This window comes from Peribacillus loiseleuriae, assembly GCF_001183985.1.
Lineage (GTDB): Bacteria > Bacillota > Bacilli > Bacillales > DSM-1321 > Peribacillus > Peribacillus loiseleuriae.
Genome location: NZ_LFZW01000001.1, coordinates 3,261,834 through 3,282,437 on the forward strand (window position 1 = coordinate 3,261,834; position 20,604 = coordinate 3,282,437).

Annotated in this window: 19 protein-coding genes and 1 riboswitch; of the genes, 9 read left to right on the forward strand and 10 right to left on the reverse strand. The window is 38.9% G+C overall.

Going from position 1 to position 20,604, the window contains the following annotated elements; all coding sequences use genetic code 11:
• Positions 1-5: 5 nt before the first annotated feature.
• The gene (locus AC625_RS15215; protein WP_049682045.1) at positions 6-1,187 is read right to left on the reverse strand and encodes an acetyl-CoA C-acetyltransferase; all 1,182 of its coding nucleotides are present in this window, start codon (positions 1,185-1,187) and stop codon (positions 6-8) included.
• 347 nt (positions 1,188-1,534) lie between these two features.
• On the opposite strand from AC625_RS15215, the gene AC625_RS15220 reads away from it, so the two are divergent.
• Positions 1,535-2,068: a MerR family transcriptional regulator gene (locus tag AC625_RS15220; protein ID WP_049682046.1), complete on the forward strand. Its 534-nt coding sequence runs from the start codon at positions 1,535-1,537 to the stop codon at positions 2,066-2,068.
• A 611-nt stretch (positions 2,069-2,679) separates the two neighbouring features.
• Here the strand turns inward: AC625_RS15220 and AC625_RS15225 are convergent.
• The 3 genes from AC625_RS15225 to AC625_RS15235 are packed head-to-tail and all read right to left on the reverse strand — an operon-like array spanning position 2,680 to position 6,362.
• Complete coding sequence (locus AC625_RS15225; RefSeq protein ID WP_049682047.1) at positions 2,680-3,744, reverse strand: Ger(x)C family spore germination protein; 1,065 nt, start codon at positions 3,742-3,744, stop codon at positions 2,680-2,682.
• Positions 3,741-4,832 carry a GerAB/ArcD/ProY family transporter gene (locus AC625_RS15230; protein WP_049682048.1) on the reverse strand — a complete coding sequence of 364 codons (1,092 nt, stop codon included), beginning with the start codon at positions 4,830-4,832 and terminating at the stop codon, positions 3,741-3,743. Before AC625_RS15230 ends, AC625_RS15225 begins: the two co-directional genes overlap by 4 nt.
• Before the next feature lie 36 nt (positions 4,833-4,868).
• A complete protein-coding gene (locus AC625_RS15235) occupies positions 4,869-6,362 on the reverse strand; it encodes a spore germination protein (protein WP_049682049.1) in 1,494 nt (497 codons plus the stop codon).
• A gap of 164 nt (positions 6,363-6,526) precedes the next feature.
• A riboswitch (TPP riboswitch) is annotated at positions 6,527-6,683 on the forward strand.
• Between the two features lie 149 nt (positions 6,684-6,832).
• Between AC625_RS15235 and tenA the strand changes: the two genes are divergently transcribed.
• From tenA to AC625_RS15255, 4 genes are read left to right on the forward strand one after another with little or no spacing between them, the layout of a single operon-like run.
• Complete coding sequence (gene tenA, locus AC625_RS15240) at positions 6,833-7,516, forward strand: thiaminase II (RefSeq protein ID WP_049682050.1); 684 nt, start codon at positions 6,833-6,835, stop codon at positions 7,514-7,516.
• 25 nt (positions 7,517-7,541) lie between these two features.
• Entirely contained in the window at positions 7,542-8,135 is a 594-nt protein-coding gene (locus AC625_RS15245; RefSeq protein WP_156187553.1) for an ECF transporter S component, read from the forward strand.
• A gap of 12 nt (positions 8,136-8,147) precedes the next feature.
• On the forward strand, positions 8,148-9,608 hold the full coding sequence (locus AC625_RS15250) for an ABC transporter ATP-binding protein (RefSeq protein ID WP_049682052.1): 1,461 nt from the start codon (positions 8,148-8,150) through the stop codon (positions 9,606-9,608).
• A 12-nt stretch (positions 9,609-9,620) separates the two neighbouring features.
• Positions 9,621-10,391, forward strand: coding sequence for an energy-coupling factor transporter transmembrane component T family protein (locus AC625_RS15255; RefSeq protein ID WP_049682053.1), 771 nt, complete (start codon positions 9,621-9,623; stop codon positions 10,389-10,391).
• 206 nt (positions 10,392-10,597) lie between these two features.
• Here AC625_RS15255 and AC625_RS15260 read toward each other — a convergent pair whose 3' ends face one another.
• From AC625_RS15260 to rnz, 5 genes are all read right to left on the reverse strand, one after another.
• Positions 10,598-11,392 carry an ABC transporter ATP-binding protein gene (locus tag AC625_RS15260; RefSeq protein ID WP_049682054.1) on the reverse strand — a complete coding sequence of 265 codons (795 nt, stop codon included), beginning with the start codon at positions 11,390-11,392 and terminating at the stop codon, positions 10,598-10,600.
• A complete protein-coding gene (locus tag AC625_RS15265) occupies positions 11,367-12,392 on the reverse strand; it encodes an ABC transporter permease (protein ID WP_049682055.1) in 1,026 nt (341 codons plus the stop codon). The genes AC625_RS15260 and AC625_RS15265 overlap by 26 nt, the downstream gene beginning before the upstream one ends.
• 46 nt (positions 12,393-12,438) lie before the next feature.
• Positions 12,439-13,452: an ABC transporter substrate-binding protein gene (locus AC625_RS15270; RefSeq protein ID WP_049682056.1), complete on the reverse strand. Its 1,014-nt coding sequence runs from the start codon at positions 13,450-13,452 to the stop codon at positions 12,439-12,441.
• 172 nt (positions 13,453-13,624) lie between these two features.
• Positions 13,625-14,443 carry a squalene/phytoene synthase family protein gene (locus AC625_RS15275; protein ID WP_049682057.1) on the reverse strand — a complete coding sequence of 273 codons (819 nt, stop codon included), beginning with the start codon at positions 14,441-14,443 and terminating at the stop codon, positions 13,625-13,627.
• 102 nt (positions 14,444-14,545) lie between these two features.
• The gene (gene rnz, locus AC625_RS15280) at positions 14,546-15,484 is read right to left on the reverse strand and encodes a ribonuclease Z (RefSeq protein ID WP_049682058.1); all 939 of its coding nucleotides are present in this window, start codon (positions 15,482-15,484) and stop codon (positions 14,546-14,548) included.
• A gap of 577 nt (positions 15,485-16,061) precedes the next feature.
• Here rnz and zwf point away from each other — a divergent pair.
• From zwf to AC625_RS15300, 4 genes are all read left to right on the forward strand, one after another.
• Entirely contained in the window at positions 16,062-17,564 is a 1,503-nt protein-coding gene (gene zwf, locus AC625_RS15285) for a glucose-6-phosphate dehydrogenase (RefSeq protein ID WP_245645018.1), read from the forward strand.
• Between the two features lie 396 nt (positions 17,565-17,960).
• Positions 17,961-18,134: an asparagine synthase gene (locus AC625_RS15290; RefSeq protein WP_082191274.1), complete on the forward strand. Its 174-nt coding sequence runs from the start codon at positions 17,961-17,963 to the stop codon at positions 18,132-18,134.
• Between the two features lie 143 nt (positions 18,135-18,277).
• Positions 18,278-18,706: an SRPBCC family protein gene (locus tag AC625_RS15295; protein ID WP_425415454.1), complete on the forward strand. Its 429-nt coding sequence runs from the start codon at positions 18,278-18,280 to the stop codon at positions 18,704-18,706.
• On the forward strand, positions 18,706-19,068 hold the full coding sequence (locus AC625_RS15300; RefSeq protein WP_049682061.1) for an ArsR/SmtB family transcription factor: 363 nt from the start codon (positions 18,706-18,708) through the stop codon (positions 19,066-19,068). The genes AC625_RS15295 and AC625_RS15300 overlap by 1 nt, the downstream gene beginning before the upstream one ends.
• 210 nt (positions 19,069-19,278) lie before the next feature.
• On the opposite strand, the gene AC625_RS15305 is transcribed toward AC625_RS15300, so the two are convergent.
• Positions 19,279-20,535 (reverse strand): DNA polymerase IV, encoded by a 1,257-nt coding sequence (locus AC625_RS15305; protein WP_049682062.1) that lies wholly within the window; start codon positions 20,533-20,535, stop codon positions 19,279-19,281.
• Positions 20,536-20,604: the final 69 nt, after the last annotated feature.

Consider the following 20,604-nt stretch of genomic DNA (forward strand, 5'->3'; position numbering starts at 1 on the left):
ATTCTTTAGACGTTTTCTAAAACAACAGCGATTCCTTGGCCACCACCAATACAAAGACTTGCAATTCCAAATCGTCCACCCCGTCGTTTAAGCTCATACGTTAGCAATAATAGAATGCGTGCCCCACTAGCACCAACTGGATGACCTAATGCAATCGCTCCACCATGGACATTCGTTTTATCACGGTCAAGTCCAAGCTCCTTCTCAACTGACAAATACTGTGCAGCAAATGCTTCGTTTACTTCGACTACATCCATTTCCGCGATTGTCAATCCAGCCTTTTCCAACGCTTGATGGATTGCTGGCACAGGGCCAATTCCCATAATGGATGGATCCACACCAGCTACTCCCCATGACACTATTCTCGCTAGTGGATATAAGCCTCTTTCCTCCACTGCTCTTTTACTAGCAACAATAACAGAAGCTGCGCCATCATTAATCCCACTTGCGTTTCCTGGTGTCACGGTTCCATCCTTTTTAAATGACGGGGTTAATGACGCCATTTTCTCTGGTGTTACATCCCCTTTTATATGTTCATCCACAGAAACAGACATGTTGCCTTTTCGGTGTGGAACTTCAACAGGAACAATTTCTTTCGCAAATACACCAGTATCTCTCGCTTTCACTGCACGTTTTTGACTTAACAAAGCGAACGAATCTTGTTCTTCTCGGGAAATCGAGTAGATGGATGCCAATTTCTCTGCCGTCATGCCCATTCCACTACCTGCATACTCATCCGTTAATGTACATTTCAGCATATCATCCAAAACAAGCGAGCCAAATTCAGAGCCGCCAAAACGGGCAGTAAAATTTGCATAAGGGGACATTGACATATTTTCTGCACCCCCAGCAAGGATGATTTGGGCCTCGCCTAATAATATATGTTGGGCAGCCGATACAATGGCCTGTGCTCCTGAGCCACATAAACGATTCACAGTGTATGCGGGAACCTCATAGGGCACAGCAGCCTTTAAGCCAATGTGCCTCGCCAAATAGGATGCATTCGTAGAAGTATGAATCACATTCCCATAAATGACATGATCTACATCTGTTGCCGCTATTTTTGCTCTTCTTAAAGCCTCCCGCGCAGTTGCTGCCCCTAAATCAGCTGCAAGAACTGATGCAAAGGATCCTCCGAAACTCGTAAATGCCGTTCGTGCTCCTTCAATTACGTACACATCACTCATGCTTCTACCTCCTCCTTTGCCAACTATCAGAATTCTCAATATAGGACAAGATTATAACCACACAGTTTATTATGGGCTGAGTTTTCTGAGCAAACTTTACTCATCGATTGACATACCTGTTTTTGTCTGGTAACTCAAACTGCTTGATCGTGTATCCTATCGTTCAATACGCTTTTTATTACTCAAACTCCTCCTTCCTAAGGTTAATTTTCTTCAAAGCAAAATCGACATCTTCTAAAAAATAAGTAGCAAATCCACTTTCTTTGCCGAATTGGAACTTGTTTTGTCATCTGGAAAGGAAAACAATTATAAAAGAAGAATTGTATAGTCATAGGGAGGGATTTTTAATGAAAAATTCGGGCGCAGTTGCAAATGAATTAGGAATTTCTCAAAGTACAGTACAACGTTGGGTCACAGCATGCAATATGAAGATTGAGCGTAATTCACATGGCCACTATTTATTCACGGACGAAAACATACAGCAATTGAAACAAATCCAACAGCAGTTAAACGATGGTTTAGTGCTTCAACAAGTTGAGTTGGGAAAGAAAAAGAGTCGAAAAGGAGCAGTCAAACCAACTGTTCAACCTCTTGAACATCACGATGTCATAGAAAAGCTTCTGACAACCGTTCAGGAGTTAGAAAGACGACTCGATGATAAAGCTGATAGTGTAGCCTCTTACCAGCTGCTACAACATCGCAAAGAAATTGAAGAGCTAAACAAACAAATTGATCGCATGGCTAAACGAATTGAAGTACTGGAGACGGGGAAAAATCACGAAACCGAAATGGCTTTATCTAGTAAACCACTTGTCTTTGACGGAAAAAAAGCACCGAATAAGCAAAAAAAGCGGCACATTTTCCAACTTTTATTCGGCTAATCAAGCTACGAGCAGAATCTCCTGCTCTATTTTTTTAAGACTTCAAAGTGGAGAAGACTCCAGCATTTTCGTAAAGATTTCTCTTTGGATACAGCCATATAACTTCAAGAAATGAAGGACTTTCCGCAAATTTGCACATCATAAACTACGATGAGATTATTTTAGTCGACTGCTAGTTATGTTGCGCATTTGTACACGTATCCTCAAATTCATTCATCGTGCTTTTTTTGGTTCTTCACCAAAGCATGTACTTGACGGAACTGTCATATGTTTTGCTCATTGTAACAACCTTAATAAATTCCTTTATTTATAACAAGTTGGACTTCATGGGCAAAGTTGTTTTTAGGTCAAAAACAGACTTTGGTGTTGAGCCCTTTTTTTACTTCAACATTAGTTTTCGGGCAAACGAAAACTCTTCTGCCAACTATACAAGTTACAAGATACAAGACACTGAAAAGCTAGTTATGTTCATGTCAAAAGCGCAAGTGTCTTGATCTGCCTAAAGGATAGAAAACTCATTTTAATAAACGTAAACTTTCTTGCAAATAACGCACAGTTGTGCCTGATTCTTTATCTTAGATTAACGGACTATGGGTGCCCTATTGATTACCTTACCTGCTAATGCCTGTTTCCTCAATTAGGACATGGCAGACTATTTTAACGTTCAGATTTTTATAATCCCCCTCCCATTTTTTGAAGTCAAACCCCCGATTCCTGCTTTTATAAAATGCTCCTAATCCCATAGGATCAATGTCCTTTTTTTGAAAGTTCTTTACTAGCTTTAAGCATTCACTTTCCACTTTTTTTTCTAAATCCTTCTGGATTTCCTTTACTACTTTTTGTCCTAGCTTCTTACTTGTATATTCTTGGATGGCTCCCTTAATATTAATCTGAACAGTAACCTCGGAAGGGTTTTTTTTAGATATTTTAAATTCATGCTTGGAATGGAAACCTCTGATGGAAGCCCTCTCGTTTCTTTTCTTTGGGACTGAAAAATTGCCCTTGCCATGCTTGTCTACTAACAGCCTGAAAAAAAACATTTTTTCGCTAGGAATAACGTCTACTACTTTATCCTTTTTAAACAGGCTAACCCCGCTTATTTCGACTTGATTATTGCTTATTTGTTTGAGTCTAGGAAGATAAATATCTTTTCCCTTTTGATAATAATCATGTAATAACAAGTGGAGATTTGTTTCAGGTAAATCCTTCATTTTGATATGGTTATTCAGAAGATTATATAAATAAGTCCCGCTTCCTTCGGTTCCATATTGACCTTGCAAAGTTTTCTGAGCAGATCCTTCCGAGACTACAAAAAAGTTTCTGGCCCCAATGGACACATCTCTTTGATAAACATCTAAGATATCCTCAATTCCACGCTTTCCGAGCTCCTCCCCTATCACTGTTACCCCCAAACCACCGGTGACAAGCGGTTGTGATACTTGTCGATTCGCTTTTATTACAAGATCTCTTCTTAAGGAGGCTTTAGATGTAAACACTTGATTCGTGATACTTTTATCAGCCATGAAATTGTCAGTGAGGAACGTGCCAATCATTTGTTTATCATCTGATTGGTCAAACCCGACAGCAAGGATGATACTAATATCATCAATGATTTTTTTTTCAACACATCCCGACATTAGAAATAGTAAGAATACACATAAGAAAAGCCTTTTCATTTTCGCTTCACCTTCTTTGCAATCTGGACGGCAATGAATAATAAAGGAATGTACAGCATTATAAAAGCAAATCCTATTTTCGCCATCATGCTATTTAACAGACTAATTTCTTTCCGTGTATGAATGAAAGTGATGATAGCCATATGGGTGATAATGAACAGATACACCCCTTTTTTCTGCTTGATATTAAAAATTTTTTTCACTAGCCTAGAGCCAATCCAGATTGAGAAACAAACATTGGGAAGAATAATTAAATTCCAGTTTGCAATGCCGATAAATTCGAAGCGCTCTACAAAGGATAGTTTCAAAATCTTCCACATCATCAGCGTTGGCCAAATTGCCTTTTGCAATTGCCCTTCCGAGAAATAGGCAAAAGTCATAATTGCAAAAACTGCATATAGGAGTGTGGTCGTAAGTATCGCTAAATGGGCCCATTTTTTAGACTTTTGTGGCTCCTTAATAAAGGGGTATAGAAACAACACGATTTCAATGCCGATAAAGGAAAGTGACATATGAAAGGAACTCTTTAGCAAATCTTTTACGGAGTGGTCCAAAATAGGCAAGATACTTCCAAAGTTCGAATACGGTAAATTAAAACCAAAGGTAAGCAATAAGTAAGCAGGCAAGACTAATCCAAAGAAGGAGATTCCAACGACTGTTCGCAAGCCGCCAAAGACAATATACATGCAAAGTAGCATAAAGCCTAGTGTGAACCAGAAAATGCTCAAGTCAGGAAATATCCAAACTTGGATGATTTCAATGAAGGTACGAAGAGTAGCCAAAGAATGCACGAGAAAATAGAGAATAAAAGGAAAACTTAATACCTTTCCAAGGTAATTTCCGGCAACATACATATGGGCCGTCACGATATCTCCATTAACGGTTTCAACAATTTTATACATCATCCAGAGAATAATATGAAGGCATGCACCTACAAACAAGATAGAAATCCAGGCGTCGTAGCCAGCATATTTGGCAATTAGACGCTGAAAGTCCATAGCACCCAGCCCGATTTGCATGGACATAATCGCATAAAAAATTAAGTAAGGGGAAATTTTCAGTCGATCAGGAATAGTTTGCTCGTGCATAATTGGTACACCTCCTCTTTTTCCTTATTGTTATATTCATTCATCGATATCCTTCTTGATACTTGCTTTTTTCTTACTATAGCGATAAGGTTTTTCTGTTCGTAAGTATTGTGGACGCATAGCCCGCTCTTTGAACGGAAACCTGATTAAGGAATCCTGTAAATCTGTCCATCTTGTTGGATAAAAAGGCTCTAAAAACGGCCTACCAAGGGAGGTAAGGCGGATTAGGTGGGTTAATAAAATACATAAACAAAATACAATGCCAACCAATCCCCATAGGTATGCAAAAAACAAAAAAGGGAAACGAAGTAAACGGATGGTATTACTCATCTTATAAATAGGTGTCGTAAAGGAAGCAAGAGCTGCCAGTGCAACGAGAATAAGGAGAACGTTACTCGTCAAGCCTGCTTCAACCGATGCAGTTCCAATCACGATACCTCCGACGATACCAATTGTCTGCCCAACCTTGGTCGGCAGCCTCGCCCCCGCTTCCCTTAACAATTCAATCGTCAATTCCAAAATTATAGCTTCCAAAACTGGTGGAAGGGGAACAATCCTCCTTGATGTAATTAATGTACTTAATAAATCATGGGGAATAATTTCATAATGATAAGTAAGTACTGCCACATAGAGGGGAGTTACCATGATCGAAAAAGTAACAGCACTCACCCGAAGTAATCTAAAAAAGGAAGCGATTATCCAATTTAAATAATAATCCTCGAATGAACTGAAAAAATCAACTAAAGTAGTCGGCGTGAGCAAAACTTGCGGTGAACCGTCTACACAAATGGCGATCATCCCTTCAGCTAAAACCGCTGCGACTCTGTCTGGTCTTTCCGTATCTAGTAACTGAGGAAATGGTGAATTTGAATTATCTGATATGATTTGCACGATATATGAACTGTCAGTTACTGCATCAAATTCAACATCTTTCAAACGCTGCCTAACTGTATTTACATTCTCCTGATTTGTAATTCCTTCCATATGTAAGAAAGCAATTTTTGTTTTAGAGAGACTGCCAATCGTAAATTCTTCTATGATTAATTCTTTCACGGGCAATCTTCGCCTAATTAAGTTTAAATTTGTCGCAATCGATTCCACAAAGGCTTCTTTTGGGCCAATAACGGATATCTCTACTTCGGGTGATGTAATACCACGGCCTATTTCCTTTTTGGCAGCGATAAAACCAAAATACTGTTCCTCCGTTTCAATGGTCACAAGTACATAGCCGTTACATAGATTTTCTTCAATTTTCGAAGGGTCATTACAGGTTTGAATATCACCAATTGGAACGATTCTCTTTAGATCATCAATCGAATGAAAATCATTATCTAATAAAGATGTAAGAATACTTTGCTCAATGATTTTTTCATCAACTAAGGTGGTTAAAAATGTTAGACTAAAACGGATATTTGTTTTTTGATTGTTATAAAAGGTTTGTTTTAAGTCTTCTGATTTCGCTAATGTTTGTATCCAGTTCTCTTGTTTTGTATCCCCTTGTGCTCTTTTATTTTGAAACCAACTTTTCATCGATTCATCACCATCATTTCTAACATTATTTTTATGGTTACCATTATTGGATAAATTATGAGTTGGATTTTTGAGTAGCAATTACAGATTCTGATTTTTCGAAAAAGATTGACAATTATACATTTCATGATAGTATTTAGACAAATGACAATTAAATAAACAATTATTACCACTAGGGGTGCCTCTTTAATGGAAAATGGAAGCTGACCAAGAAATTTGAAGCTTCTTATTTACCGAAAAGGCTGAGATTAGAGTGTGACTTTAAGACCCTTAGAACCTGATCTGGATTATACCAGCGTAGGGAAGTGGAGGCGTCTATACTAAGGACACCTATTTTGTAGCCAATCAAAACCACTTTCTTATGCTAAAAAAGGAAGTGGTTTTTTATTTTTTATAAAGGATACTGGACAATTTTTTAGATCTATCTATGTCTCACCTACTAATAACAGAAAATATGGAGGGCAAATCATATGACATTTTCAAAGGAAATTCGTAAAGACGTTGATCACATCTGGGAAGCAAGCTTTCACCACCCGTTTGTTAAAGGAATTGGAGATGGGACACTCCCACTCGCCTGTTTTCGCTACTATGTGATGCAAGATGCTTATTATTTATCTCATTTTGCTAGAGTACAAGCTTTAGGGGCAGTAAAAGCAACAGATTTATACACAACGAGTCGACTTGCCAGCCATGCACAAGGAACGTATGAAGCTGAGCTATTGCTCCATGACAATTTCTCTAAACGATTAGGTATTACTGAAGAGGAAAAGGAGAATTTTAAACCTGCACCTACTGCTTATGCCTATACGTCACATATGTATCGTGCTGCCTATTCAGGACATTTAGGTGACGTAATTGCGGCGATCCTGCCATGTTACTGGTTGTATTATGAAATTGGTGAAAGATTAAAAGGGTGTACACCAGAAGAACCGATTTATCAAGAATGGATTGCTGCATATGGGGGCGATTGGTTCCGGACATTGGTAGACGAACAGATTAAGAGAATCGATGAAATTGCTAACAAAGTGACTGAGGAAGATAAACTACGAATGAAAGAGCATTTCATCCTTAGTAGTCAATATGAATACTCTTTTTGGGAAATGGCGTATCGGTTAGAAACGTGGCCGGTTCAAAAAGAAGTACTAGAAGTATAATAATTAGCCAATTCTAAAAAAGGAGATTCATAACATGACAAAAGGATTAAAATTGACAGACATATTAGTGACGATTGTAATTGCCATTGCATTTGGCATTGTCTATATTCTTTGGGGTTCCGTATATTATGCTCTAAAACCAATCGGCTTACATGCCGACCAATTTATGTATGGCATGTGGTTTATTGCGGCTAATGTTGCCTTTTTTATCATCCGTAAACCTGGCGTTGCATTGCTTGCCGAAATCGCAGCAGCTTCCGGTGAATTTCTGTTAGGTTCACCATGGGGGCTGACCGTGCTTCTTTATGGCGTTGTCCAAGGATTGTTTGCAGAGCTTGTCTTTATGGCTTTCAAATATAAGCGATTTCATATTTCAGTAGCTATCTTGTCGGCTATCGCTGCATGCTTAGGGTCGGTCCTTATGGATTTCGCCTATGGAGAAATCGGCGATCTTGTTGCTTGGAATTTAACATTATTTATGATTGCTAGATTTCTCGGGTCTATTCTCTTTGCTGGTGTGTGTGCTTACTATTTAGTGAAAGTTTTAGAAGCTACAGGCGTAACAAATCTTGTTCGTCCAGCGTCAAGTAAAGATTATGCTGAACTGGACCAAAAGTAAGGGTTGATAACTATGGAACGAATTGCACATGTTGAAAAATTACGATTGAAATTCCCTGGAGATACGTCCTTGTTATTTAAGGACTTATCTTCTACCTTTTACAAAGGGGAAAAAGTTCTCCTTCTTGGGCCATCAGGTTGCGGGAAGTCGACGCTTTTACAAGTTTTAAGTGGCTTAATTCCTCATTCCATTGAAGTTCCTATGAAAGCTGAAGAACTAGTAAGTCCCACTTCTTGGGGCTATGTTTTTCAAGACCCAGATAGTCAGTTTTGTATGCCATTTGTTGATGAAGAAATTGCCTTCGTCCTCGAAAATATTAACGTTCCAAAACAACAAATGATTGATCGAATTCATCATCACTTACAGCAAGTTGGCTTACATTTACCAGATATTCATACTAGCATTCAAACACTATCTGGAGGAATGAAACAGCGCTTAGCGATAGCATCGATCTTGGCCCTTAAACCAGATGTATTATTTTTAGATGAACCAACGGCAATGCTTGATCCTAAAGGAACAAAAGAGATTTGGAATGTATTAAAAGAAGTCGGACAAGAAAAAACAGTCATTATTGTGGAGCATAAAATTGATCATGTCCTAGAATTCATTGAACGAATCATTCTTTTTAATGAAGCTGGACAGATTATAGCCGATGGACCAAAAGAAAAAATCTTATCAACGTATAAAAATGAAATGAGGGAACAAGGAATCTGGTTTCCAGGTGTTTGGGAAGAATATCTAGATACCACCCCCCTCCTTCGATCGAGGAAGCCTTTTGAAAAAAAGGAGAAAGTATTAGAAGTGCAAAACTTTAAAGGATTTAGGCAAAAGGAAGAAAAAATACTAGTGGATGATTTGCAAGCCTATTCAGGAGAATGGATTGTTATAAAAGGAGAAAACGGTGCTGGTAAGAGCACACTTTTACATGCTTTCATGCAATTTATCAAAACAACAGGACATTGTGAGTTAGTAGGGATCGCTATTAAAAAAGTTAAAAAACAAACAGATTTCATGACATTTGTGTTTCAAAATCCAGAATTTCAATTTGTCGCAAATTCAGTCTATGAAGAAATCGCCTACTCATTAAAAGTAGACAAAGTGGATTCCCGAGAAATAGAAATAAAAGTCGAAGAACTTCTAGAATGGTTCCAGCTAGTAGACCATTGGGATAAACACCCTTATCAATTATCAATGGGGCAGAAGCGCCGTTTAAGTGTAGCTGCATCAATTGTAAAGGAACAAAAACTTATTCTTCTAGACGAGCCTACCTTTGGGCAAGATTCCAAAAACACCTTTGCGTTACTTGAATGGATTGAAGAACTCAGACTGAAAGGTACGACGATTATCATGATTACCCATGATGAACAGATTATAAACAACTTTGCAACAAGAATTTGGACCATCGAGGCTGGGAAAGTGATCAGCGATGAAATACAAAGTATGAATATGAAGACTGAATTAGTATCCGTGTAATGGAGGAACATCATGCAATTAGATTTTTCGAGTAAAGAAACATGGCTACATCGGATTAATCCAAGCCTTAAGTTATTCGTATTAATTATGTTGTGTATAATTGTGTTATTGGTTCATAATTTACTATTTATGATGAACTTTACGGTTATCGTATTGATTTTATTTTTGTGTTTTACAGGACAGCCGACCAAACGAATTTTATTACTTTTCATCCCTTTTTTTGTTGTATTTTTATCGACTTCTTCTTCGTTGATTTTTTTTGGACAAGGAAACACGACTTGGTTTAAGTGGGGGCTCATTCATATTACCGAAGAAAGTTTTTTTAGAGGACTTCTTGTTGGTTTTCGTGCCTTGCTATTTGCAATACTAGGATTAACCTTTGCCTTAACTACAAGACCCGTCTATCTGTTTTATTCTTTAATGCAACAAGTCAAACTCAATCCTAAATATGCTTATAGCTTTATGGCAGCCTTAAGATTAATTCCGATCATGTTGGAGGAATTTCAAACGATTCAAAATGCTATGAGAGTGCGAGGTGTGGTCAGACAAACAGGAATACGGTCCGTTTTTTTAAAAATGAAAGCTTATTCCATCCCGATGTTATCAGGGAGTATCCGGCGCGCGCACCGAATCGCTGTAGCCATGGAAGCAAAGCGCTTTTCCGATACGAGGAACCGTACATATTATTACGAAATCGGCTTTTCTAAATATGATATTGTATTCATTTTATATTTTGTCACTCTACTTCTGGCAGGGTATTATGGAGCGATTAAAGGGGTTTGATATTTCATCGGCTCGCTTATTTACACTACCATCTTATTTAAGGTATGTTAGAGTTGGACTTATCGGTCACATACATCCAACTAAACACTTGAGATACTCGACCCACATCTCCATGAAAAAGCAGTGAGGTTTCATGAACATCTCACTGCTTCTATTTTCGTCATTCTACATGTTCCTAAAACATGTCATAATGGCATTCATCTTATTTAAATCAATACCGCTCGATCATTCAGCATTTTTTCACCTTTGATTCGTTGGAATTCATGAAGAAGCTTCTCTACGGTTAACTTTTTCTTTTCTTCGCCTCTTGCTTCAAAGATGATTTGGCCTTTATCCATCATAATTAAGGAAGTGCCAAGATCAAGGGCTTGTTGCATATTATGCGTGACCATTAATGTTGTTAGATTGTTTTGACTTACAATCTCCTTTGTAAGGTTAGTAACAAGTTCAGCACGTGATGGGTCGAGGGCTGCTGTATGTTCATCAAGAAGTAAAATTTTCGGATTCGTGAAGGTCGCCATCAATAATGATAATGCCTGCCGTTCACCACCTGAGAGCATGCCTACTTTCGCATTCATCCGGTTTTCTAAACCGAGGTGAAGTGTCTCAAGCGTTTCTTTATAATAGCTACGACGACTTTTCGTGACACCGAATCTCAAGCCCCTTTTATGCGTTCTGCCATAAGCGATTGCCATGTTTTCTTCAATCGTCATATGTGGAGCAGTTCCAGCCATTGGGTCTTGGAAAACACGGCCAATCATTTTGGAACGTACATTCTCATCGACAGGTGAAACGTCTTTACCATCAATGATCACTGCACCTGCATCAGGAGTTAGCTTTCCGGAAATCATATTCATTAGTGTCGACTTACCAGCACCATTACTACCGATGACTGTTACGAATTCACCTTTGGCAAGAGTAAGCTCAAGAGATTTTAGCGCTAACTTTTCATCTGGAGTTCCTTGGTTAAACACTTTATATATCTGATTTAGCTGTAGCAACCTCTTTTGCCCCCTTCACCAATGTTTGCTGGATTTGCAATTCTTTCAAACGTTTCTTCTTCATGCTTTTTTCTTTTTGCTTATCCTTTAACTGCGGAATGATTAATGCACCGATGACAATCGCTGCGGTAATTAATTTCACATCCCCAGTTTGTAGGAATTGAACCTGAAGCGCGAGTGCAACGACAAGTCGATATACAATCGCACCGCCTATAACAGCAAGCGTAGCTCGTGCAATGGTTTTTGCCCCGAAAATAGCTTCACCGATAATAACAGAAGCAAGCCCGATGACAATCATGCCAATCCCCATGCCAATATCGCTAAATCCATTGTACTGTGCGATAAGCGAACCAGAGAAAGCGACTAGCGCATTACTAACTGCAAGTCCGAGCACCTTCATGTTATCGGTATTGGTAGAAAAGCTTTTCACCATCGCTTGGTTATCACCAGTGGCGCGGATGGCAAGCCCGATTTCTGTTTTTAAGAACAGTGATAAGGCAAATTTTATGGCAAGTGAAATCACTAACATTATAAAAATAATCGCCCATGTGCTTGGAGTAGAGTTTCCAAGACCGATCACTTCCATTCCTTTATTTAAAAAGGAATCCAATCCCGTCTTTACCCAAAAATCCTTTACACTCGTAATGATTGTTGATTCCGAAAATAACGGAATATTGGATTTTCCCATAATCCGTAAATTAATGGAGTATAAGGCAATCATCATCAATATCCCAGAAAGCAGCGGATTGATTTTCCCTTTTGTATGAAGGAGACCTGTAATCGAACCAGCTGCAAAACCAGCTAGTAAGGCTGCTCCCGTTGAGATAAGCGGTGAGTAGCCATTTACAAGCATAATTGCCGTGACAGCTGCTCCCGTTACAAAGCTACCGTCGACCGTTAAATCTGGGAAATCAAGAATCCGAAATGTTAAATATACGCCGAGAGCCATGATGGCATAAATCAGTCCCGATTCAAATGAACTAAAGATTGCTGTAGGCATCCTTTCATCCCTTTCTTAGAAGCTTATCCTTAGATGTTTTTTGTTTTTATTTAATAAATTCCGCTTCTGATTTCCATTCTTCCTTCAATTCGATACCCATTTCCTTCGCTGCCTTTTCGTTTATGACAAGTTTAAGATTTTGCGGATATTGAACCGGAAGCTCGGAAGGCTTTGTTCCGTTTAATAGAATGTCCGCAGCCATCTCCCCTGCTTCATACCCGATATCGTGGTAGCTGAAGCCATATGCCGCAAATCCACCGCGGGCAACGGAATCCAATTCTCCGACAAACAGCGGGATTTTCTTTTCATTGGCAACCATGATCACCGCTTCAAGGGCTGATACAACTGTGTTATCTGTGACGATAAAGAAGGCATCTGCTTTTCCAACAAGTGATTCAGTGGCCTGTTTCACATCAGCGGACGTCGCAGCAGAAGCTTCAACTACTTTAATTCCATGTTTGTCTGCTTCTGCCTTTAACATATTAATCTGAACGATTGAATTTTGTTCTCCAGAGTTGTAGACCGTTCCAATCGTTTTTGCTCCAAGTTCTTCTGCAATAAATTTCACTGAATTTGCTATTGCATCAGGATGTGTATCTGTCGTACCAGTAACGTTTCCTCCTGGCGCTTCAAGTGATTCAACTAGTTCAGCTGCTACTGGATCAGTTACAGAAGTAAAGACAATTGGGATATCCTTGTTACTGTCCTTCGTCGCAGTCAATGCTCCCATTGCACTTGGCGTAGAATTAGCAAATATCAAATCTACATTTTTTCCTACGAAATTTTGCGCAATTGTTAATGAGTTATTTGGATCTCCTTGTGCATTTTGCTCGTCATATTTCGCATCGATTCCTTTATCTTTCAATGCTTCCTGAAACCCTTTGTAAGCTTCATCAAGAGAAGCATGCTGGACGATTTGAGAGACACCAATTTGATATGTTTTTCCACTAGACGCATCTTCAGAACCACTCGAACTACTAGTATTACTACTTCCACACCCTGCTAATAATACGGTTGCTGTTAGACCGACCGCTGCTGTTTTAAGCCATGTGTTTCTCATGAATATATCCCCCTATTTCCTTTATCGCTTTTACGCTTTGTTGAAATAAATTATAACCAAATACCTAGACCAATTACAATACAATTCTAATTTTTCCAATAATATTTTAAAAAAACAATCAAAAAACCGTTCAAAAAAGTGATTTTCACTTTCTTGAACGGTTCAATAATCATTAATTGCCAACAATTTTTGTTACAATGTCGGTAACAGTTTCTCGATTAATTTTTTCTTTGCCATCCTTTAACGCCGTGACAGTAGCATGAGCAAATGCTAATGGAATTTCACAGAAGTGACGGATGGATGTCGTTTGAATATCTGCCAAATATAAATTAGCGCGTTGCAAATTCTGTTCAGTAAACTGAAGCATGTCTACAAACTCCCAGCCATCAGGGAAAAAGTTAACGCCTCTTTCTGCGTCTTCTGCTTTGTTTCTAAGAATGTTCACGGTTTGAAGTCCACGACCAAATGCGATGGCAAGTTCTTTGTCTGTTTCTGTACCATCATGCCATTCCCAAAGGTCTGATAACATCGTCCCCACAAGGCCAGCCACATAATAGGTATATTCATTCAAATCCGCTTCATTACGAATCTGCCAGTCCAATTCGACCCATTTAGCCATTCCTTCTGCCATTTCAGCCGTAGCATCAAGTACCTTATCAACGACAGTTTCAGGACAAAGCGTGATCCAATCATTTAGAAATAATGTAACGTCCGGTAGTGAAGCTTCATAGGGAAGGAGAACTTTCATCAGTTTCTCACGATTGTAGCCCATTCTTAATAAGTTGCTGATTTCCATCAATAGCTTGCTTTTTGTCTTTGCCGGAAGCACAGGATGGTCCTCAATTTCATCGATTGCGCGCATGCATAAATATGCTGCGCCCACAGTTTCCTGCAGTCCTGAAGGAAGCTGGCTAATTGGAATGACAAAGGTTCGACTCGTTTGCACTAAGAAATCGTGGGCCTTCTTTTGTAAATCTTTTTCTTCGCTCATACTTAAAGCTCCTTTATGTACAACTCTCTTTTTCGTTATCTTATCATACCATACAAAGAGGAGGGTGTCTCATAAGGGTCTGACCCTTTGCTTGAGACGCCCCTACCCTTGTTTCTCTACATACAAAGGAATCTTTACTTGCAGTAAGTCTTCGGCAATCACGGTGTTGGGGAAAATTTCACATGCTTCGTTTTGCAGTTCAGCGATGTCTTCCCCCATATATCTGGCACTAATATGTGTCAAAATTAACTGCCGGGCCCCTGCAAGTTTTGCTGTATTTGCAGCTTGGGCGGTCGTACTGTGAAAATAATCAAATGCCATTTCCCCTTCATCCCTTGAAAAAGTTGCTTCATGAACGAGATAGTCCGCATTTTTCGCAAGCAAAATAGTCTGTTCACATGTCCTCGTGTCACCGAGTATCGCTAGGATCCTTCCTTTATTTGGTTCACTAAGATAATCAGCTCCATATAAAACTCGTCCATCTTCCAATGTAACATTTTCCCCATTTTTAATAGCTTTAAAGATAGGGCCCGGTGGTACACCTTCATCTCTCAGCTTATCAACAAGCAAAGTACCTGGTCTGTCCTTTTCTACAATCCGATAACCGAAAGAAAGGATTCCATGATCTAACGCTAAGGCGGAAACCGTAAATTGCCCATCCTCAAAGATGATACCTTCTTCTATTTCCACGACGGATAGAGAATATTTAAGATGAGTGCCGCTTACGGAAAGACTTGTTTGAATATAGTCTCTGATCCCTTTAGGGCCGTAAACAGTTAAGTCTTCAGTTCCTCCTTGAAAAGAGCGACTGCTCAGCAGTCCAGGCAAACCGAATATGTGGTCACCATGTAAATGCGTAATAAAAATTTTCTCAATTCGGCGTGGTTTAACTGATGTTTTTAATATTTGATGCTGGGTAGCTTCCCCGCAATCAAATAACCAGACCACCCCTCGCTCTTCTAGCAATTCAAGTGCGATTGCCGAAACATTTCTAGCCTTTGCAGGAACACCTGCACCTGTCCCTAAAAAAACAAAATCCAAAACATTACCCCCGATGCATCATTTTCCTTCGTATATTATAACATAAAGTGAAACTTCCATCAGTGTGGTTTTTGCACTGATGGTTAGTTGAACCAATCGGGGTTTTACAGGCTGTTTATCACCCTAGCTATTTTAATCCCACGTAAGAATTAGTGGGGATATTACAGACTGTTAAACCGGGATAAAGTGAAACTTCCTTCAGTGTGGTTTTTGCACCGATGGTTAGTTGAACCAATCGGGGATTTACAGCCTATTTAACCGAGATAAATACTACAGTCAAGTTATGGGTACCCTTAAAGTGCGTGTTCAAAAAGAACCAAGAAGTTTTGCGAGCGATTGTCTCAAACCTTTCGCATATGCAGCAACGTTGAGGACCGGACTTGCACAGGTTGTGTGCGAATTTAACAGAAGTTATTTAATGAGCGACGAAGAAATTCGCAAGCTTTTTTACCGAACCTTTTGAACATCCTCTTAAAGAGATAAAGTGAAAGAATATTGCGTTTATTCCCATGTATCTTTATAGTTAAATACATGAACAAAAAATACTGTTATTACTATGAAAAGTGAGGTTATGCAAGTGAATGTAACGAATAAACCGACCGCATTAATCATCCTTTTTGGGGCCACTGGAGATTTGGCCAAACGGAAACTGTTTCCGTCTATTTATCGATTGTTTCAAAAAAAAAATATTGAGAAATTCGCTGTGATTGGTGTAGCTAGAAGACCATTAACAAACGCTGAATTTCAAGAAAATGTTAAAGATTCTGTTCAGACTTTTGCTGACAGCCATGAAAACGTCGATGACTTCGTCTCACATTTTTCTTACCACTCCCATGATGTGAGTAGTTCAGAATCCTACATCGAATTAAAAAACATTGCGGATAAGTTGGATGAACAATATGATTTGAACGGAAATCGCATTTTTTATTTAGCTATGGCCCCAGAATTCTTTGGTACAATTGCTGAGCAGGTGAAAGCACAGGGCTTAACGGATACGACAGGTTACAAACGACTCGTGATTGAAAAACCATTTGGTACTAGCTTTGAATCAGCTCAAGAACTTAATGTACAAATTCGCACAGCCTTTTCTGAAGATGAAATCTATCGAATTGATCATTACCTTGGAAAAGAAATGGTCCAAAACATTGAAGTGATTCGCTTTGCGAACGCAATGTTTGAACCGCTTTGGAATAACCAATACATATCCAATATCCAAGTAACTTCCAGTGAGACGCTTGGAGTTGAAGAACGGGGTCGATACTACGAAACCAGTGGAGCGCTTCGCGATATGGTCCAAAATCATTTAATGCAAATGGTTGCGTTGCTTGCAATGGAACCGCCAATTAAATTGACTGATGAAGAAATTCGCAGTGAGAAAGCACGTGCATTTCGGTCATTACGCCCGATGAAAAAAGAAGATGTTGAGGCTTTCTTTGTCCGTGGCCAATATGATGAAGGCACTGTTTCGAATTCCTTACTTCCTGCTTACCGAAATGAGCCTTCTGTTGACTCTGAATCCAATACCGAAACATATGTGGCAGGTAAATTACTCATTGATAATTTCCGTTGGGCAGGTGTGCCATTCTATATTCGAACTGGAAAACGCATGGATGTGAAATCAACGAAAATTGTTGTCCAATTCAAAGATATTCCGATGAATTTATACTATAGCAAGGAACCAGAAGAAAATGTCCATCCTAACTTGCTTGTCATCCATATCCAGCCAGAAGAAGGAATCACATTGCTCTTAAACGCTAAGAAAAACGGCAACCAAATGCAAACGAAGCCAGTTAGACTTTCCTTCTCCAATACGAGCATTGACCGAATGAATACGCCTGAAGCCTACGAGAAATTATTATTCGACAGTATGCGTGGAGATGCCACCAATTTCACCCATTGGGATGAGGTCGCACTATCTTGGAAATTCGTTGACATCATTTCAGAAGTATGGGAACACACGAAAGATGAAACCTTCCCGAATTATGTTGCCGGAAGTGCAGGTCCCAAATGTGCCGATAATCTTCTGGAAAAAGACGGCCATTTCTGGTGGCCAATTGAAAATCTAGAAATCGATAATTAAAACAGATAAAAAAACAAGGCTGACTTCTTTTCACTTAAGAATCAGCCTTGTTCATTTATGTTGTTCTCGTTCCACATACTCAGCTTTTCCTAAGCTAAGCCAATAAGCGATTCCTGATTCCAAGGCAATGAAAAATAAAAATAGCGCTCCAAAAATCCAGATAATGTTCATTTTATTTGGCCCTCCTTGAATGATCTAACCTGCTCTTTCTACTTCCCTACTATATTTTCTATAGTGATTACATTATCTGATATACACCAAAATTTTCAAATTCCAAAATCCCTATTTCGCACTAGGTACTTACTCCTGTTTTTACCTGATTAGTGACTATCCAAAAGGTAAAACTATTGATGATGGAAGTATCATCAAATTTTTCTTGTGTGGAGGGATAACATGATCGATATTCGAGAGGGCTTAATTCCTACCGCGCTAGGCACAGCGGTAACGGCAACAGGGTATGCAATGAAACAAAAACGTAAATCCAACAAAATGGTAGCAAATACATTATTTGGATTCGGACTAGCACATATCGTTCTCGGTGTTATTGATCTAGTAGAGCATCGCCATTAACAAAGGAAAGGACAAACCGACAGTAGGTTTGTCCTTTTTAGTTTCATTGTATTGACATGAAACCAATAGGTGTTATATACTCTAAAAAAAAAACACAAAACCATTTGGTTTTATATTATATGCAAAAAAGGAGATTTATTTTAGTGGAAAATAATCAGGTTACATTACAAGATATTCAGCAAACAGTCGTTTTTGATGCACCTATACAAAAAGTGTGGGATACAGTTTCAACTTCAGAAGGAATTGCCTCATGGTTCATGCCCAATGATTTTCAAGCGCAAGTTGGACAGGAATTCCATTTGCAATCACCGTTCGGTCCTTCCCCCTGCAAAGTCATTGAATTAGATCCGCCTAATCGACTTTCTTTTACATGGGATGAAGATGGATGGGTCGTTTCATTTATTTTAAAAGAGATAGAAGGTAAGACGGAGTTTACTCTTATTCACGGCGGATGGAAAAGCCCTGATTATATCCTTCCGAAACCTAACGCGAAAAGTTCCGTTATTCGTGAATCAATGAATCAAGGTTGGACAGGTATTCTTGATAAATTGAGAAAGATTGTTATGAACTAGTGTCTACTTCCTTACAAAAGCATGATGTATTTCAAGCTATTGCTGATCCAACACGGAGAGATATACTCCGATTACTCGCTGATAAAGAATTATCTATTTTAGAGATAACTGGGCATTTCCCAATGACTCGCACAGCTATCGCAAAACATCTTCATATTCTTTCAGAAGCAGAACTAGTTAGTGGACGAAAAGTAGGAAGAGAAAAACGTTTTCGCTTGCAACCCGAATCCTTGGATGAATTAAAACAATGGCTTTCATATTTCGAGCAATTTTGGCATAATAAATTATCCATGCTTAAGCATATTGTTGAAAACGAGAAAGAAATGGATATTAAAGTCATTAAAACAGATTCAGATAAATAGCAAGAAAGCCTAGTTGGATGTTAAATTCATCGTTATTAATTACCTTCATAATTACTGTTTAATTACCTTCATAATTACTGTTCAACAACTAGTTTAACACCGTCTGGAATTGTTCAGACGGTGTTCTCTATGTAAATGGTTCTAAACTAAATTGCATTTTTGTCGATAGACATTTTTTATGAAAGCTGTGTCTTTTACTCATCCCGCTCCTTATTCCTTTAAGCGCAAGTTATCAAGAAAATCCTTACTAAAACTTGTCTCAGCTTGCCCTTTCTTTTCAGCTACCTCGACCCCTTTTTTAATGATTTCCTTGCCATATTTACTTTGCAGTTTTTCCATAGCGTAGTAAAGTGATTCTTTTTCCGCATCTTTTTCATAAGAAAATAAATCTAGTTGTTTATAGGCAGCTTCCTTATCCATTACTTCGAAAGCTGTCACCCCAAGCAGACGAACTTTCTCTCCATTCCAATGCTTTTTAAACAGTTCGACTGCAAGGCGATGAATATCAGCTTTCTCGAAAAAATGATTTTCAACAGTTCTACTTCTTGTTATCGTCCGGCGGTCTTTATAGCGAATGGTTACGCCAATTTTTTGCCCTACTAATTTTTTATTTTTCAACCGAAGAGCTACTTTTGTTGAAAGCTGCTCTAATATATCGATTAATTCTTTCTGATTCGTTATATCCTTTGGCAAAGTCGTCGAGTTGCCAATGCTTTTATGATCAAATATAGATTCAGGATCGACTGCTCTCCCGTCTATTCCTGTAGCCCGTTCCTTTAATTTTAGACCGTTAATACCGAGAATTTGCCTGAGTGTTACATCATGAGCTTTAGCAAGATCGCCGATTGTTTCGATTCCGATACTATTAAGCTTCTCTGCTGTTTTCTTGCCGATCCCATGCATTTCACCAACCTCAAGAGGCCAAAGTATCAACGGAACATCTCGTTTTCTGAGAATCGTGATGCCCATCGGTTTCTTCATATCTGAAGCAGTTTTAGCTAGAAATTTATTCGGGGCGATTCCGATACTACAAGGCAAATCCATCGTCTCAAAAATCCGCTTTTGAATACGATTGGCAATTTCAATTGGAGAACCTAGTTCCGCGCAACCTGTGATATCTAGATATCCTTCATCAATTGAGACCGGTTCTACCAGGTCTGTATATTGTCTCATTAGTTCAAAGATGGCAATGGAAGTTTTCCGGTATCGATCAAAGTTAGGCTTTAATACAATAAGTTCAGGGCACAGCTTTTTCCCTTGCCAAATCGGCATCGTCGTTTTCACACCAAATTTCCTTGCTTCATAACTACACGTGATAATAATCCCTCGGCGCTCCTCCACATTCCCAGCGATTGCAAGCGGCTTCCCCTTCAGTCCAGTATCATACGCCATCTCTACAGATGCAAAAAAACTATTCATATCCACATGGAGTATCACTTTTCCTTTTTTCGGATACATCTCGATCACCCCTTATTGGGGTCAGACCCCATTTCCCAGATTATTTCCCAACAAAAAACCGGAATCTGAGGGGTTACT